This window comes from Paenibacillus sp. FSL L8-0436 (assembly GCF_038593025.1).
Classification (GTDB): Bacteria; Bacillota; Bacilli; order Paenibacillales; family Paenibacillaceae; genus Paenibacillus_AQ.
Genome location: NZ_CP151955.1, coordinates 3,932,120 through 3,950,466, shown reverse-complemented (window position 1 = coordinate 3,950,466; position 18,347 = coordinate 3,932,120). Strand labels below are relative to the sequence as shown.

The window sequence follows — 18,347 nt, the reverse complement described above, 5'->3', positions numbered from 1 at the left end:
GTTCAAAATCATCTGCGGCGCGTCTGTCTTGCTTGAAACCGTCTGTCCGCGCGGTCCGCCGCTTTTTGCTCCATACCTGTAGGGGACTTATCCACTGAAGCTCTTCCGAAAAATTCAACCATCGCGGCGACGGAGGTATGTCTGAACAGCTCGATGATAGGAATCTCGCGGTTCAGCATCTCCTGCAGCTTCAATTGCATTTGAACCAGCTTGAGCGAATTGCCGCCAAGGTCGAAAAAATGCTCATCCCTGCCGATATGCGGACGGTTCAGCAGTTCCTTCCAAATGGAGATAATACCTTCTTCCAATACGGATTTCGTCGGTCCCGCTGCGGGTTCAATCATCTCAGGCAGAATGGCCAGAAGTGCTTTGCGGTCAGTTTTGCCGTTGGGAGTCAAAGGGAATTCTTCGAGAATACTTATGCTGTAAGGAACCATGTAGCCTGGAAGCCGGGAGCGCAGATGGGAACGCAGTGCAGCCGGGTCCGGCATGGGTTGCCGTTCCGAACCGAGAACCACAAAAGCGCGCAGACGTCTCGCGTCCTCCTCTCCTTCAGCAAGCACAGTAGCCTCTTGAACGCCGGGACAGGTCTTCAGGGTGCTTTCGATTTCGCTTAACTCAATGCGGTAGCCGCTGATTTTGACCTGGAGGTCGTCGCGTCCAAGGAATTCAATGACCCCGTCTGATCCATAGCGTCCCCAATCCCCCGTCCGGTAGAGGCGTTCTCCGGTGATAGGCGACATGACAAAGCGTTCAGCAGAGCGGATCTCATCCCGCCAGTAGCCGCTGGCAACGCCCAGACCGCCAATATATAATTCTCCCGGCACCGATACTGGACATTCTTCCATCCGTGCATTCAGCACATATACACGCTGGCCGGACATGGATAGACCATAGGGAATGTTGGTCCAAGCCGGATCGACTGTGTGAACCGGGAACTGAATCGACCAGATCGCTGCTTCGGTTGCCCCGCCAAGCGCAATAACCTCGGCCTGAACACTCAGTCGACGAATAGCTCCCGGAAGAGTAGAAGGAATCCAGTCTCCGCTCAGCAGGCACAGTCTGAGGGAATCCAGCCGTACTTCAGATGCGGCATACATTAATAGCATGTTCATAAAGGCGGGAACACTGTTCCAGACCGTAACCCGGTGCTTGTGCATCAGCTCCAGCCAATGTGCTGGATCGCGCAGCCGCTGCGGCTCTGGCAGCACAAGTGTGCCTCCTGCCGCCAAGCAGCCGAAGATATCGAATACGGACAAATCGAAGCTTAGCGAAGAAAGGCCAAGTACGACATCCTGCGGGTTTAGCCCCTGGCTGCGGTTAATATCGGTCAACGTATTAACCGCGGCTATATGGCTGATCATCACCCCTTTAGGCGTTCCTGTACTGCCGGAAGTGAATAAAACGTAGGCCAGTTGCTCGCCTATTCCGTCTGCATTGCCTCCATATTCCGGCGTCTCTTCGTTTCCGGTATTTTCGTTCACCTCTAGGGTCTTAATACCGGTAGTAGCCCAATCACCTACAGGGACAGAGGACTGGACCAGTACCATTTGAACCTGTCCGAGCTCCAGCAGCTCCCCAATGCGGTAGGCAGGCAGACCTGCATCTACCGGCAGGTAGGCCGCTCCGGCCTTTAAGATCCCTAGGACAGCCGCCACCTGCTCCCAGCCTTTTTCCATCACTACGGCTACCAATGTCTCCGGCTGTATGCCATACACCACCAACTGATGCGCTATAGCATTGGCTTTGCGGTTCAACTCTCTGTAAGAGAACGTATATCCGCCCACAATCAGGGCCGGAGCATTGGGCTGAGTGCGGGCCATCCGCTGAAAGCCATGATGCAGGGCAATGTCCTGCGTCTCCTGTTTGTGCCGGTGCCGTGTGTCAATTTCCGCCAGTCTCAGGCGGTGTGCGAATCCGGCTGAACCCGAATCGGCCAGCGGCAGGGCCTGCTCCCAGGCCTCTTCTTCTTCTGCCAAACGGCGCAGCAAACTTCCATAGATGGCAAACATCTCATCCAGTACTCCCGGCGGGAACTTGCTCAGGGCCGCGTCCCAATTGTAGTGAAGCTCGCCGTCCCGTTCAGCTACCTGGTGATCCAGCCATACCTGAGGTGTCTCCGACAGACTGCGTGCTTCCGTCTCAGATTCATTTCTCCGCTGGAAGATCTGATCAAATCCGGATGTCGTCCTCTCCCTGTCAGACAAGTCCAGCAGGCTTGTGAACACCACCGGAACCGGTTCACTCAGAATGCTGTTGGCCATAAGCTGTTCTGTCACACGGATGCCACTGTAAAGGCGGTGATCGAGATCAGTCCACAGACGTTTCTGGAGCTGTTCAGCCCTGCTGTCAAAAGGAAGAGGGTCACGGTAATCGACCTCCAGCAGACTGATGGTTGTGAAATCACCAACCAAATGTTCCATTTGCGGATGCAGCGGGAGGCGGTTAAACAGCGTTAGATTCAACAGGAAATGCGGCTGCTTGGCATACAGCGCAAGTACTTCCGCATAACAGGCGAGCAGCAATGCGGAAGAAGTTAACCCCCGTCTGCGTGCCGCTGCCGACAGTTTTGACCAGAGACTGGCCGGCAGAACGGCCTTCCAGCGCTTAAATTCCTGCCGCTTCAAGCCTTGAGAAACCGCAACAGGCAACTGCGGACCGGCCGGGAGGCGGGGAAGTCGCTCTTGCCAATAGGTCTGCGCCATTCTATAACGGTCTGCAGAGGTTACGGACAGCAAGGACAGCACATAATCACGGAAAGTTGCTTCCAGTGGCGGCAATTGGGCTGTTCCGGCATACAGCGCAGCCAGTTCCTCCAGAATAATCCGAAAACTCAGCGCATCGGCGATCATAAGATCAAAGCTGATATGCAGCCGGGTCAGTCCTTCGGGCAGCCGGGTTGCTTCAATGGCGAACATCGGCCAACTGCCGGTATGAATGGTCTGCGACATCGCTTGACGAATGTCGTCCAGCCGTGAGACGCGCTCCGCTTCGGAGCAGCCGCTTGCGTCTGCCATTCTCACCGGGTAAGGCGGGACCTCTTCCAGAATCTGCTGCATGCCGTCCGGCATGACCATAGCCCGCAGCATTGGATGCCGCTTAATGAGCGTCTGGAAGCACTGTTCGAAACGTTCAATATCAAGACCCGCAAACTCCATCTCCTGATAGACATGAGTGGCGGCGCTGCCTGTCCGTCTTCCGCTCCAATAGGCCATCTGTACTTCGGTCAAAGGAAAAGGTTCAAAGGCTTCTTGCGGCGACACTGTAAATTCGGGTAAGTCCACTCTGGCTGAGCTTCCCGTCTCTGACAAAGGTGCCACCGCAGCGTCATCCAGTTCAGTTGCCATGTTGGCAATGGTGGAGGAGATAAGCAGTTGGCGGAGCGTCAGCTCCACTTGCATCCTGGAGCGGATTTCAGTCAGCAGCTTGACAGCCAACAAAGAATTACCGCCCAAATCAAAAAAATGATCATGTATTCCGACGCTGGTCAGGTTCAGCACCTCTCCCCATACCTCGGCGAGCCGGATCTCAGTTGTGCTTCGCGGCGCTGTGTAACTGCGGGTTAATACCGCCTTGTCCAGCGGCAGCCGTGAAAGGAATTGCCGGTCTACCTTGCGGTTTGGTGTCAAAGGCAGCTCAGCAAGCTTAACAAAACGTGCCGGGATCATATAACTGGGAAGTACCTCGCGGAGTGTTTCCTTCCAGTCTGCCTCGTCAGGAATGGTCTCCTTGCCAGAGGCTAAAGGGGACGGTACCCAATACGCAGCCAACAGTTGTTCTCCCTGTCCGTCGTCGCAAGCGACCACGGCGCTTGCCGCAATCTCTGGCTGAAGGTTCAACTGCTGTTCAATCTCAGAAGGCTCGATACGGAAGCCCCGCAGCTTGAACTGCTGGTCTTTACGGCCGAGATAGACCATTTCTCCTCCAGGCAGCAGCCGGACCCGGTCCCCCGTATTGAATAGCCGCCCTCCCGCCTTGTCCAGCGGGTTCATGATGAACTTCTGCGCGGTCAGCTCCGGCTGACGGTGATAGCCGTCCGTTACGCCGTCACCTCCGATGTACAGTGTGCCTTCGGCTCCGAATGGCACAAGAGCCAGCGCTTCATCCAATACCAAGCAGGTTGTACGTCCGATGGGTCTGCCAATCGGGACTTTGTACAGGAGGTCATCCGGCGTAAGCTTGTGGGCCAGAGACCATACCGCTGTTTCGGTGGGACCGTACAGATTCCATACCGCCTTACCCCGGTGCAACAATTGTGCAGCAAGCTCCGGCTTCAGTTCCTCACCACCGCAGAGTATAGTCATGTGCTCCGAACCCTTCCAGCCCTCTGCCAGCAGCAGCCGCCACAATACCGGTGTTGCCTGCATAAAGGTCGGCTTATAACGATTCATATTCTCCATAAGCAGTCCTGGATCGCTGCTGCTACCCTTCTGTGGGAAGATCAGCGTTGCCCCTGCGGATAATGGCAAAAACAGTTCGAGCAAGAAAATATCAAACGAGCATGTCGTCACAGACAACAGCGAATCCTCGGATGTCATATGCAGCAGATCCTGCATGGCATATAGGAAATGGACCGCATTCCGGTGAGTCACGGCTACCCCTTTGGGCTGGCCTGTACTCCCGGAGGTATAAATCATATAAGCGTGATGCGGTCTTTCAGATGCCTTGGAGTCAGACAGAGCACGATTAGTCTGCCAACACGGGCTACCTGGGCTGATGTCGCAGCAACGATGGTCGCCGAACCGCTCGGCTTCCGCAGGATGATCTACCAGAATGCAGTCCAGTTCGGCGTGGCCCGCGATGTATTGCAGCCGCTGCTCTGGAAAGGCCGGGTCGAGCGGAACATAAGCGCTGCCGCTGATCAGAATGCCTAGGATGCCTGCCGCCAGCTCGAACGAAGGACGGGCACAGATGCCAACGCGGTGGCCCGGCCCTGCGCCGACAGAGAACTGTAAATAGGCTGCTAACCGCTCTGCCGCCCCATACAATTCGGCATAAGTATAGGAACGAGGGCCGCATACAATAGCCACGGCCGACGGATTGGCTGCGGCTTGCCGCTCCACCAGTGAATACAGGGTCGATCGATCCGGGTAAACAACACCCGGGCCGATGCCTGCCTTATGCAGCTCCGCTTCTTCAAACGGAGAAATTAATGGAAGCTGCGGGAGCGTCTGCTGCGCTTTCGCCGGCAAATTCCCAAGCATCCAGACATAGTTGGCGAGCAGACCTTCTGCTATTCTTTTGTCATAGAGATCGGTGTTGTATTCCAGCATTACATCCAAATGGTGGAGATGCTCGATAACTTCCAGTGTGATATCGAATTTCGCAGACGGCTGAGTCCACTTCTGCGGCGTGCAGACAGCACCGTCCAGTTGATCCAATGACATGCCGCCTTGCTGGAAGATAAAAAAGAGCTGGAATAAAGGCGAATAAGCCATGTCCCGGGGCGGATTCAATGCATCCAGTACATGCTCGAACGGGATTTCCTGAGCTTTCAGAGCTCCAAGCACTGTCTGCATGGTCAGTTGCAGGACCTCTGTGAAGCTGCCTGCTTTGCGGATATCCGTTCTTAACACCACATTGTTCACGAAGCAGCCCAGCATCTCTTCGGTTTCTTCCCGGCATCTTCCCGCCGTCGGAGTGCCGACCACAACATCTCCCCTGCCGGTATATTTGTACAGCAGCACGTTAAAGGCAGCCAGTACAGTCATGAAGAGCGAAGCGCCTGCAGACCTTGCGAGAACTCTGAGCGCTTCAAGCTCCTCCGCTTCGATCCGCAGCGTGCAGCTATCTCCGCCCGAGGTCAGCAAGCGCGGGCGCGGGCGGTGTGAAGGAATTGTATAGAAAGGATCTGCGCCCCGCAGCTGCTCCTTCCAGTAATGCAGACCTTCCGTCAGCATCTCTGCCTGCATCCATTCTCTCTGCCAGCAGGCATAATCGGCATAGTCGTATTCACGCTGATTATGCGGTAGGCTCTGACCTTTGCATAATACGTTATAGAGCTGCACCCATTCTTCTGTAAGCAATCTAAGCGACCAGCCATCGGCAACAATATGATGAATGACGAACACAAGCATGTGGTCATCCTCTGCCAGCTCGTACAATCCGGCGCGCAGCAATGGCGGCCTGCCGAGATCAAACGGCTGCGTAAGCAGCGGCTGAGCCGCTTGTTCGACCTGGCGCAGCCGCTCCGCTTCTGTTGTCCCTGTGACCTTGACCTGCAGCAGCGGAATGACGCTGTCGGCGGCGATGTGCTGCTGCGGCTTCCCCTCCGTGGCGGTGAATGAGGTCCGGAAGCTCTCGTGACCGGCCGCCAGCAGGCGCAGGCTGGCTTCCAAATGCCCCTTCTTAAGAGCACCGGTAATTCGGATTGCCTGATGCAGATGATAACTGGAGGCGGTGCCGCCGAGCTGCTCCATCAGCCATAAACGCTCCTGGCTGTAAGACAACGGTAATCCATTGCCATCGCGTGTTTGTTTTTCCAAGGGAATTTGCAGCACGGGAATGCCCCGTTCACGCATTTGCAGCCGGAACCATTGTTTTTGCTCAGGCGACAATGAGGATAAGGCTACTTGTTCGGCCATTACCCCTTCCCTCCGCTCGGTTTGAGTTTGTCCTCTGCAAGGCTGCTGGCGATTTCGCCACTGCTCATAGCAGCCATTTCCTGGAACAAACTTGCAATGGATTGCTCTTTGCGGGTCCCTCCGGAGGTGTTCTCCAGCACTTGAGCCATTCCGCTTACGGTCGGATGCAGAAAGATGTTCTCGATGGACAGTTGCACGCCCAAAGCTTGCCGAATCCGGTCAAGTACCTGGGTGGCCAGCAGTGAATGGCCTCCCAGCTCGAAAAAGTTATCATCCGCACCCACCGGTTGAATATGAAGCTCCCGTTCCAAAATCTCCACAAGCTGCTGCTCAATGCTCCCCTCCGGCGCACGGTACGCTGCCGTTACCTTGGGCCGGGCATGGCGTGATCCGGTTTGACGTTGCTCGGGAATGGGACTGAACGGTACGGATATCCCGGATGCTTGTGTCCCTACCGTAACCGAAACCGAGGCATTTGAGCCGGACGGGGCAGCTTCGGGATATACCCAGTAGCTGTGCCGGGAGAACGCATACGTTGGCAGCGGGACCCGTCGGCGCGTCTCATTTCCGAAATAAAGCCCCCAGTCCAGATCTGCACCACATACCCATAGGTTGGCTATAGCCTGTGCCAGCACCTGCGTGTCCTCGTCCTGTCCGTGGACAGAACGCAAGGCGGGCACCCACACGCTGTCTTCAGCCGCTGCCGGGTTCTGCCGCCCCAGACCACATAATGTGGAGCCTGGTCCTACTTCCACAAACAACCGGTTTCCTTCGCGCAGCAGGGCCCCAAGTCCATCCATAAAGACAACCGGGTCGAGAATATGCCGTGTCCAGTACTCGGGATCGATAGCCTCCTCTGCCTTCAGCCAGGTACCGGTAAGACAGGACATTATTGGAACAGAGGGTTCCTTTAATTCCACCTGCATTAACAACTCACGGTAAGTGGCGGCCATCGGCTGCATCAGCGGCGAGTGGAAGGCATGAGAGGTGGATAGTTTTTTATTAAAAACCCCTTCTTCCGTCAGCCGCTGTTCCAGTCCGGCAATGGCGGCTTCTTCTCCCGACAACACGCATAGACTTGGGCTGTTGACCGCTGCCAGCGTAATTCTCTCTTGTAGATATCCGTTTACTGCCTCACGGCTGAGCCCAACTGCCAGCATCGCTCCTCTTTCGGTCCGGGACATCCACTCTGCCCTGCGGCAGACCAGCATAACGGCATCTTCGAGACGGAACACACCTGCGATTGCGGCTGCGGCGTACTCTCCCAGACTATGGCCGATCATGGCCTGTGGACGAAGTCCCCGGCTGATCAGGAGCTGGGCCATTGCGTACTCAACAGCAAATAACAGCGGCTGGGTAAGCGCGGTCTCGTTCACATCCAGTGTTTGCGGGTGATTCTTAACGGATTGCATCAATAGCTTGATATCCATCCCTGTCAGGCTTTGGATCTGCACTGCGCAGCGGTCGTAATACTCGCGAAATACCGGCTCAGCAGCATATAGGCCTGCCGCCATCCCCATATATTGCGAGCCTTGCCCCGTGAACATAAACACCACAGGACGGTTCCTGGAAGGACTTTCTCCCTGGTATACCGCTTGCGGGTCGGCCGCTTCCATTGCCAGGACAGCTTCTTCCTGCGTGGAGCAGACCACAGCCGCCCTGGTCCCAAAAGCCTGCCGGCCAACCGACAGTGTATATGCTACATCCGCTAATGTCGTCTGCGTCTCTTCGCGTAAATAGTGCTGCAGCCGGGACAGATTACCAGCCAGGGAGGTCTCGGATTTCGCTGATACTGGAAGAATATGCCACCCCGGCGCGGCTGGTGCACTGTACATACGTGGACCCTCTTCAAGGACCACGTGGGCATTGGTGCCGCCCATGCCGAGCGAGTTCACTCCGGCGCGGCGCGGGTAGGCTTGCTCGGGCCAATCCGTAAGCCCTGTATTTACGAAAAAAGGACTGCCGTCAAAGTCAATCGCCGGATTAGGGCGCTCATAATTCAGCGTCGGCGGAATTTGTTTGTGGTGCAGCATGAGCGTCGCTTTGATGAATCCGGCAATGCCGGCGGCAGAATCGAGATGCCCTATGTTCGTTTTGACCGAACCGATCGGGCAATACCCGCGCTGATTCGTGCCAAGGCGGAACGCTTGGGTCAACGCCTCTATTTCAATGGGATCTCCCATTCGGGTGCCGGTGCCATGCGCTTCAACGTAACCGATCGTCTGCGGGTGAACCTCTGCCAGCGCCTGGGCCGAAGCGATGACTTCTGATTGTGCGCCTACACTTGGCGCGGTATAGCTGATTTTATCCGCTCCGTCATTGTTGACGGCAAATCCCTTGATGACTGACCAGATATGATCCTTGTCGCGGATCGCTTCATCCAGCCGTTTCAGCACGACAAGACCATAACCGTTGCCCGGAACAAATCCGCTGCTGTTCTCGTCAAAAGCGCGGCAGTGCCCATCCGCCGACATAATTCCTCCAGGCTCAAACAGGTAGCCTGCACGTTCAGGCGGGCCAACCGTGATGCCACCAGCCAGCGCCATGTCACATTGATAGGTCAACAGGCTCTGTGCTGCCATGCAGACGGAGACCAGAGAGGTGGACGACGAAGACTGCACCGCCATAGACGGGCCTTTGAGGTTCAGGCGATAGGAGATCGTTGTAGCCATACTGTCCTTGTCATTGCCGATGGCTGCCTGCAAATTGCCGGTGGCCAGCATTTTTTGAATGTGAGGATAGAGGTTCAGGAACAGATATGAGCTCATGCTTTTTCCGGCAAAAACGCCCACGGAGCCTCCGCATTCCGAGGATTGGTAGCCAGCATGCTCCAGCGCTTCCCAAGCACATTCGAGCATCATCCGATGTTGGGGGTCCATAAGCTCCGCATCCTTGGGATTGATCCCGAAAAAAGCGGCATCGAATGCATCGAGCTGGCCGATTTCCCCTTTGGCCCGGACATAATTCGGCTGACTTAGTATTCCGGGGTCAATGCCTGCCTCCTCCAGTTCCCGGCTGGAGTAATGGGAAATACACTCTTTCCCCTCGGTCAGATTCCGCCAGAAGGCCTCCAGGTTCTCGGACTGAGGGAACCTTCCCGCCATGCCGATGACCGCAATTTCATTTCCGTTATAAGGATACTCAGGATGACTCATAGCATCTATTCCTCCTTCTCTGTGGTGCTGCGAACCGCTACGGAAGAAGCTGTTTTCCGGTAACGGAGAAATGCGTTTTTTTGCTTCGCGGCCGTCTCGTAAATGTCAGTCCCCAGAGCATCGCGCGAGTCTTCGCTGAGATATCCGGCAAGTGAACGGACCGTCGGGTATTTGAACAAATCCACCAGCGTCAGCGGAACGGAAAATTCCCGGCTGAGCCGGTCATGCACTTTGGCGAGCAGCAGCGAATGTCCGCCCAGATCAAAAAAGTTGTCTTCCACGCCAAAGTGCCGGAGCTGAAGAATCTCCTCCCAGACTTTTGCGATGGTTTTCTCTGCGGCGGTCTGGGGCTGTTCATAGGCGGCCCCGTTACAGGCAAGGCTCTCGCCAGGCTGTGGAAGGGCAGAAACCTCCAGCTTGCCATTGGCATTGTAGGGAATATGCTCCAGATGAATATAAGCAGCTGGCTTCATATATGAAGGAATCCGCGACTCCAGCCAATGGGCCAATTGCTGGCCGATAATGCTCGCTTGGCTGCGGACCGTATAATACGCGATCAGCCGCAGGTTGCCTTCAAAATCGGGCTGAGGATGCACGGCTGCCTCTTCGACTTCCGGGAACGTGCACAAATGCCGCTCTACTTCACTTAGTTCAATCCGGTACCCGCGGATTTGGACCTGCCGGTCACTGCGGCCGATAAAGGCAAGCTCGCCGCCGGGGAGCAAATATCCGGTATCCCCTGTCAGAAGCAGCCGTTCGCCTTGGCGGAATGGATGGGGAACAAATGCCGCTTCGGTCAAGTCACGGCGATTCAAATATCCACGGGCCAATCCGTGTCCAGAGATGCAGATTTGTCCCTTGACCCCAATCGGAACCGGCCGTAGATGAGAGTCCAGCACATAGACTTGCTGATTGGCTACCGGTCTGCCCAGTGAGGCGGAAACGGCTTGCTCCCCGTCCTGGACGGGCTTCAGTAACTTATACGTACTGCACACGCCGGATTCTGATAGTCCATACCCGTTGGCAATATCCATTCCGCGCAGCCTGTCCACATGCGTGGGCAGCAGAGTCTCTCCACCACTCAGAATGAGGCGAAGCAGGGAAGAGGTTCCGCCGTCGCTATTCAAGCGCCGAATCATAGAGGGTACGGTGCTGAGGATCGTAATGTGATGCTGCTCCATGTAGGCCCGCAGCTTGCCAGGGTGCAGCACGGTTTCGGTATCCGGCAAGACGAGAGTCCCTCCAGCAGCCAGAATCGGCAGCGACTCTCCGATGAAACTGGCTGAAGCAACCGATGTAATCGGCAGCAGACGATCCAAGTCCGTCGCCTGGTACGATGAAAGAAAGGAGTGGACCAGATTATCGATGCTGCGCCGCTCCAGAAGGACTCCTTTAGGAACCCCTGTGGAACCGGAAGTAAAGATGATAAAAGCGAGCGCCTGCGGCGATAATCCGTTGTCCGGTCCCCGCTCGTCCTGCTCACCGAACACTGGGATCGGTTCCTCCAGCAAGATTACCCGTTCTGGCGGGAGCGACAGCAACTCGGAATGGACGGCATCACTAAGTGCATACACGTCGCCAAGCTCCTCCACCATCTGCCGGATACGTTCCCGGGGCATCGCAGGATCAACGGGCACCACGGCTCCTCCTGCTTTGGATACGGCAAGTGCAGCCGCCACAAAACGTCCCGAGGAGGGAAGGCAGACGATCACCGGCGTCTCCGCGTACAGGCTTTTGTCCATAAGCTGTGCCGCAAGACGGTTCGCCCACTGGTTCAGGCCGCGGTAACTAAGTGCATGTTCTCCCTCTAGCACCGCGCATTTCTCTGGAGTTTGGACAGCTCTGCGCTCAATCCACCTTACAAATCCTTGTTCCGGTATTGGCTGCTCTGTTTCGTTCCATGTCCGTAAAATCATCTTCTCTTCTGAGGCCTCCAGCAGATTAAACCGTCCAAGCGTCTCCTGCGGATTGTCCAGAGCTGCCACCGCCAGCCGGATAAAATGCCCGATCATTCGTCTCATCGTTGCTCTTGTGAACAGATCGGAGCTGAATTCAAAAGTCCCCTGCAGTCCTCCGTCCTCCTCCCAGCAGGATACGGACAGATCATTCTGGGCAATTCCGATGTCCAGCGGGACGGCTGATAAGCGGAGACCTTGCGCTTCCATAACAGGTATCTCCAGATTATCGAGCTGGAACATGGTCTGAAAGACGGGCTGTACGCTTCGCTCGCGGTCCGGGTTCAGTCTCTCGACAAGCAGATCGAACGGCAGGTCCTGATGGTCAAAAGCCAGCAAAGCCTCTTCCTGAACGCTCCTTGCATAGTCTATAAAAGACAGGTCGTCCCGCGGTTGCGTACGGACTACCACAGTATTCACGAACATCCCTATCAGCGGCTCCAGCTCGGTTCTTGTCCGTCCGGCTACCGGAGTTCCAACAAGCAAATCTTCTTCTGCACAGTACCGGAAGAGCAGCGTCTTGAAGACGGTCAGCAGGAAATGAAACACCGATAAGCGTTCCTTCCGGCAGAAGCTGCCAATGCGCTCATACACGTCAGGCTCTATCCGAAACGACTCCATCCCTCCCAAGCCCGACATGGAGCTTGGCCGTTTAAAATCGGCGGGTATGTCCAGCATAGGAGGCGCGCCTTCCAGCTTGTCCAGCCAGAATGCCAGATCCCGTGAATACGCCGTTTCTTCCCTCCGGCTCTCAAGCCACCTTACATAGTCCCGGTACTGGATCGTAAGCGGCTGCAAGTCTGGTGCTGTCCGGTTCAACTCTGCTTCATACAGATGTGTGAAGTCACGAAAGAGAATCCCCTTGGACCAGCCGTCCGCTACAATATGGTGCATGCGGATGATCCAGATATGCTCCTGCTCACTCACCTGCAGCAGTGTAAAAGAAATTAGCGGATCATGCTCCAGGTCTATCGGACTGCCTGCAATACGTGTGATTTCGGCATGCAGCCATTCGGAAGAAGCGGCTTTGCCACCGCCCTCCGCTCCCACTACTTCAAAAGCTAAGTCTCCTGCGTGAGGACAGGCGCACGGTTCGCCCTGGTGCAGTCTGTAATTCATGTTCAGCAGTTCGTGGCGCTCCAGCAGGGAGCGCAGTGCTGCCCGCATGCAGTCTGTGTCGAGGTTCCCTTCGATCTTCAGCACCGCGCTGTTATTGAAGGCGGCGCTGCCCGGATGCAGCTGCTGGAGGAACCAGATCCCGCGCTGCGCGGGGGACAAGCCGAAGGAACCAGACTCTCCTGTACGGGTAATTGCGGTGTGCTTGTGCCCCGGAACTGAAATGCCTTTGTTGCGCAATAATCTGTCATACAGCTCATTGTTTATCATCTTCCATTCCGCCCCCTTAGCTTTGTGCGGCCTTACCTCCGTGGATGGCAAGCAGGAGGCTCCGGTCTGCCTTGCCGTTTGGTTTCAGTGGAATTTCATCCATCCAGATGATCTCTGTCGGAATCGCATACGCAGGCAAATACATCGCAAGCTCGGCGCGCAGCGCCCGCAGCTTGTCCTGTTCCGGAATGGGCTCCGCGTCTGCAGCCGCAACCACAAAGGCGGTTAGGAATTGTTCCCCGGCATCCCCTATGCGCACCCCGGCAACGGCGGTTTTTACATGGGCTGCTCGGAGCAAACAGCTCTCCACTTCACCCAACTCAATGCGCAGTCCCCGCAGCTTGATCTGATCGTCCTCCCGTCCGGCATACATGACCTCCCCCTCCATAGTCCATGAGGCGAGATCGCCTGTACGGTACATGCGCTGTCCGGGTTCATAGGGATTGGGCACGAATCTCTCCAGCGTTAGCTGTGGCTGGTTCAGATATCCGCGTGCCAGCCCCACTCCTGAGATATATAGCTGTCCCGTCTCTCCAATAGATGCATGCGTCAAATCATCCCTCAGAATATACAAGCGGATGTTGTCAATGGGGCGTCCGATGGGAACTGGCTGGTCCAGAGCATCCCGCTCGCAGACATGATAGGTGACATCAATCGCCGCTTCCGTAGGACCATAGAGATTGATCAACTTCACTCCTTGTTCGGCTAGGAAGGTATGATAGAACTGACTAACCAGCGGGACGGTCAACGCTTCTCCGCTGCAAAAGACATAACGCAGGCTGCGCAAGCGTTCCAGTGCAAAATCGCTGCCGATATATTCAAGGAACAAACGCAATACAGAGGGAACAAAATGAATGACAGTAATCCCTGTTTTCTCGATCAGTCTCACGAACATGCGCGGATCATTCTCTTTGCGAGGCTGCAGAAGACAGACCGCAGCGCCAGCGGTTGACCACCAGACCATTTCCCAGACCGAGACATCAAACGTATACACTGTTTTTTGGAACAGGATATCTTTGTGGGTAATGGGGAAGGCTTTTTGCATCCATTCGATCCGGTTGGTCAAGGCATCATGTTCCACAAGCACACCCTTGGGGTTGCCGGTGGAACCGGATGTATAGATTACATAAGCCAGGTCACCTGGTTCTGGTCCGTCCGGCAGATTCGTCTCGGGCAGATCACGATCTGCCAGACTATCTAGTGGGACCCATTCTGCTGTTGCAGGCAGCACAGACGGACGGGAAACGCCTCCCTCCGTAATGACCCAGCCCGGGGCACTGTCAGACAGCATGGTCTGCAGCCTCATAGGCGGACTCTCCAGATCCAGCGGCAAATACGCGGCTCCGGCTTTGAGTACTCCGTATATGGCAACCAGCATGTCAAAAGAACGCTCAAGCATTAAGGCGACAATCGACCCGTTTCCGGCACCGCTTGACCGCAGCGCATGAGCCAGCCGGTTCGCCGCACGGTTCAATTCCCCGTAAGTGTAGATTGCCTCCTTCACGTATACAGCAGGTGCGAGCGGCTGCTCCGCCACGCGTGCTTCAAACTGCTGGACAATGGTGGTGTCCTGTGAATAAGGCGCAGCGGTATCATTAAAGCCGCGCAGCGTATGCAGCAATTCGTTCTCTGCAGTAGGCAGACTCATTCCGCTTCCCTCCTTACAATGGAAGTAATCTCTGCTTGCCGCTCCACACCGGTCTTTTCCTTGATCTGCAGCCATCGAAGCTCCCGTTCACTGTCCGGGGTACGCTTATCTTCAAACACAGCCTGCAGCATGGATATTGCCAGGTCAACATGCTCTTCTCCAAGTGTTATTTCCCCTTGATCCAGCTCATGCTTCATCCGTTTGACTTGCGTATACAGCTCCAAGGACGGCATAACCGGAACATCAGCCTGGTTGTTATTGCGGGTGGTCATGGCATGGGTGAGACACATACTTATTGCTTTAAGCCGCAAATCTGCGGCAGGCGGGCTTGTCTCAGCCTTGTGCCTGGGCACAGGAGTGGCTGAAGAAGCGGCTATGTGATCTCTAATGGTCATCCGGTCCACCTTTTCATCATGGGCATATACACGGGTCTGCTCAGAAATTTCGGGCATCAGTGTTTTGAGGATGTTTTGCGGACCCATTTCAATGAATGTCTGAACACCGTTCTCCAGCAGATACATGATGGAGTTCTGCCACAGCACCGGTTTGTATAGCTGCTGCGCCAGCAGCCCCTGCATCTCCTGGATAGATGTATAAGGCCGTCCGGTTACATTGGACAGAAGCTGACATGCCGGAAGGCTCCAGTTATACTTGAGCAGTTCCTCCGTCATTTCAGCGGCTCTCGGCTGCATTAGAGCACAATGATAAGGGGCGCTTCCGATCAAGTGGCTGATCTGTGCATAATCTGACGCTTCTGTTACCCGCTGCTCCAGCTCGACCAGTGCAGCGTCTTGACCGGAAACCGCGATCTGGCTGCGGGAGTTCTGACAGGCAATGCTGACCTCCCGCCCCTCGGCTTGCAGTTTCAGGCACAGCAATGCGACTTGTGCAGGATCAACCGATTTCATAATACTCATGGCGCCGCCCGTGGTGTCTATAACCGCTTCCGCCAGTCGGGCACGGAAGCGGACCAGCATTAGCCCGTCCCTGAAGGACAAGGCACCGCTGCAAATTAGTGCGGAATATTCGCCCAGACTGTGTCCCGCCATATAGGCTGGAAGCGGTCCGCCTTGCTCCCGGTATAGGCGGTAATGGGCAACACTCGCCGCACAGATGGCCGGCAGCATATGCCCGATCCGGTTCAGCTTCACCGTACTGCCCTCCATCATCAGCCGGGATAATTCAAAACCGAGAATGTCGTCTGCCTCATGCAAGGTGTCCTGCACCATGCGCGAGGATTCATATAGGCTCCGCATCATTCCTTTATATTGGGACCCTGATCCAGGGAATAATAAAGCCAGGTCTGCTTGATTGTTCATCCGATCCTCACCCTTCTGCCAAAGTTGCGGCATAGTGTCACAAACGGAAGGTGCGTGCGATTTGCAGCTCATGCATCTGTGAAGTCCCCTCAATAATCTCCATAATCTTGGCATCCCGGTAGAACCGTTCTACCGGATTGCCGCTCATACAGCCTGAAGCGCCGTGTATTTGCAAGGCATGATCTGCTGCATGGACAGCCGTTTTGGAAGCATGGTACTTGGCGACCAAGGTCTCTGTGATGGCCGCCGGATCACCTTGCTCCCGCAGTCTCCCGGCGGCGGCACACAGCTCGCGGGCGGCTTTGGACTCGGTAATCATTTCGCTGAGCATCTTCTGCACAAGCTGATGCTTGCGCAGGGGTTCACCGAACTGGAACCGCTCTCCGGCATACTGGATGCTTTGCTCCAGACAGACCTGTGCTAACCCGACGCTGCCGCAGGCGGTGGTGTAACGGCCTTCGTCCAGCGCATAGTTCGCCACATGGGTGAAGCCGAAGCCGATTTTGCCAACCAAATTATCCACAGGCACACTGCAATGCTCGAAGGTCAGCTCGGCAACCATATTGGCCCTCAGCCCCATCAGCCCCCGCATAGGATCAATCTGCAAACCGGGAGTTCCCCGTTCCATCAGTACAGCGACCCCGCGCCCGTTCAAGCGGGCGAACACCAGGAACAAATCGGCGATTTGCCCGAGCGTGATGTACTTTTTGCGGCCATTCAGGATGATTTGTCCATCTTCCTGAACCGCTTCCGTCTCCAGCTTGGCAATATCGCTGCCCACCATCGGTTCGGTGATTGCTATCGCCGGAATTACCCCGCCAGCCGCGATGGCGGGCAGCCATTTTTGCTTCTGGGCTTCCGACCCAAACCGCGCCAGCGGTTTGCAGACCATGCCGAACACAGTACAGGCATTCTGCACCGAGGCATATCCGCGGCCCAACTCCTCATGAATGGCTCCAAGTGTGGCGTAGTCGACGGCAGTTCCCCCATATTTTTCTGGAATCGCAAGGCCTGTAAGTCCTTCGGCTGCCATCTCAGTGAACAATGAGCGCGGAATCTCCTGCTCCTGATCCATCTGGGCGGCCTGCGGCAGGATGTGCGTGTCAACAAACTGGCGGATGGTAAGGGCGGTAGGAATGGAGGTCGCTTTTAGTGGCGTAGTCATTAGATTTCAGCTCCCGTAGGTTGATGGCGTTCAATCAGAACTACCAGATCGCGGACCGTCTTGATATTGTCCATATCCAAATCCTCTTCTTCCAGCTCCAGATGAAAGGTCTTCTCGATGAACATAATCAACTGGATCATGAACAGGGAATGCACAAGGCCCAGCTCCAGGATGTTATCGTCCTCCTTAAGTTCCTTGGTACGCAGCGAGCGGGTAAGAAATGTAGTCACCTGTACTTTGATTTCCTCATGATTCATAGGGGATCAGCCTCCTGTAATCAATTGTAAGAATAAAAACCCTGACCGGATTTCATACCGTGAAGCCCGGCATCAACCATTTTTTTGAGCAAGGGACAAGGGCGGTATTTACTGTCGTTATAGCCTTCGTAAAGTACATCAAGTGACTTGAGAATGGTGTCCAGACCAATGAGGTCGGCTGTCTGCAAGGGGCCCATCTTGTGCCCGAAACACTGTTTGAACAAAATATCAATGTCCTCCGAGGAAGCTACCTGCTCCTGCACCATAAAGATGGCCTCATTGACAAAAATCATCATCGCCCGGTTCGTCACAAACCCGACCGAGTCGTCAACGACTACGCTTTGCTTGCCGAGGGTTCCCAGCATTTCCTGCGTCATCTGCAGCGTCTCCGGGGTGGTATGGTATCCTTTGATGACTTCAACCATAGGTTTGAGCGGCACCGGATTCATGAAATGAATCCCGACAACCCGTTCGGGGCGTTCCACCAATGCGGCAACTCGTGTGATTGAAATCGCCGACGTGTTGACCCCCAGAATACAATCCTTCGCGCAGACCTTGTTAAGCTGTTCGTATACCGTCTGCTTGATTTCCCAGCTCTCGGTCACATTCTCCACCACGAACGAACACGCAGCGAGGTCTTCGATCTCCTGGGTGAAGTGGATGCGGTCCAGCACCACCTCAGCACGTTCCCGCGGGGCCACACCCGTCATCATTTTCTGAAAACGAAGGCTCTCCCGGATCTTCTCCCGGGTTCGGCGCATCTGCGCTTCGGATACATCTACAACTACCGTGTCGTACCCTCCTTGAGCGAAGACTTGGGCTACGCCGCTTCCCATCACACCTGAGCCTATAACGCCAATCCTCTGTTCCATCATTCT

8 protein-coding genes are annotated in these 18,347 nt (G+C 55.4%); all 8 read right to left on the bottom strand.

Going from position 1 to position 18,347, the window contains the following annotated elements:
• Positions 1 to 8: 8 nt before the first annotated feature.
• Genes NSS79_RS17940 through NSS79_RS17905 form a run of 8 tightly spaced genes read right to left on the bottom strand, consistent with a single transcriptional unit; the run spans position 9 to position 18,344 of the window.
• Complete coding sequence (locus tag NSS79_RS17940) at positions 9 to 6,584, bottom strand: amino acid adenylation domain-containing protein (RefSeq protein WP_342435543.1); 6,576 nt, start codon at positions 6,582 to 6,584, stop codon at positions 9 to 11.
• Positions 6,584 to 9,739, bottom strand: coding sequence for a beta-ketoacyl synthase N-terminal-like domain-containing protein (locus tag NSS79_RS17935; protein ID WP_342435542.1), 3,156 nt, complete (start codon positions 9,737 to 9,739; stop codon positions 6,584 to 6,586). Before NSS79_RS17935 ends, NSS79_RS17940 begins: the two co-directional genes overlap by 1 nt.
• A gap of 5 nt (positions 9,740 to 9,744) precedes the next feature.
• Complete coding sequence (locus NSS79_RS17930; protein ID WP_342435541.1) at positions 9,745 to 13,080, bottom strand: amino acid adenylation domain-containing protein; 3,336 nt, start codon at positions 13,078 to 13,080, stop codon at positions 9,745 to 9,747.
• 16 nt (positions 13,081 to 13,096) lie between these two features.
• Positions 13,097 to 14,728: an amino acid adenylation domain-containing protein gene (locus tag NSS79_RS17925; RefSeq protein ID WP_342435540.1), complete on the bottom strand. Its 1,632-nt coding sequence runs from the start codon at positions 14,726 to 14,728 to the stop codon at positions 13,097 to 13,099.
• The gene (locus tag NSS79_RS17920) at positions 14,725 to 16,047 is read right to left on the bottom strand and encodes an ACP S-malonyltransferase (RefSeq protein ID WP_342435539.1); all 1,323 of its coding nucleotides are present in this window, start codon (positions 16,045 to 16,047) and stop codon (positions 14,725 to 14,727) included. The genes NSS79_RS17925 and NSS79_RS17920 overlap by 4 nt, the downstream gene beginning before the upstream one ends.
• Positions 16,048 to 16,084: 37 nt before the next feature.
• The gene (locus NSS79_RS17915) at positions 16,085 to 17,212 is read right to left on the bottom strand and encodes an acyl-CoA dehydrogenase family protein (protein ID WP_342435538.1); all 1,128 of its coding nucleotides are present in this window, start codon (positions 17,210 to 17,212) and stop codon (positions 16,085 to 16,087) included.
• Positions 17,212 to 17,469, bottom strand: a complete 258-nt coding sequence (locus NSS79_RS17910; RefSeq protein WP_342435537.1) for an acyl carrier protein — start codon at positions 17,467 to 17,469, stop codon at positions 17,212 to 17,214. Before NSS79_RS17910 ends, NSS79_RS17915 begins: the two co-directional genes overlap by 1 nt.
• A 20-nt stretch (positions 17,470 to 17,489) precedes the next feature.
• Positions 17,490 to 18,344 (bottom strand): 3-hydroxyacyl-CoA dehydrogenase NAD-binding domain-containing protein, encoded by an 855-nt coding sequence (locus NSS79_RS17905; RefSeq protein ID WP_342435536.1) that lies wholly within the window; start codon positions 18,342 to 18,344, stop codon positions 17,490 to 17,492.
• Between the last annotated feature and the right edge of the window lie 3 nt (positions 18,345 to 18,347).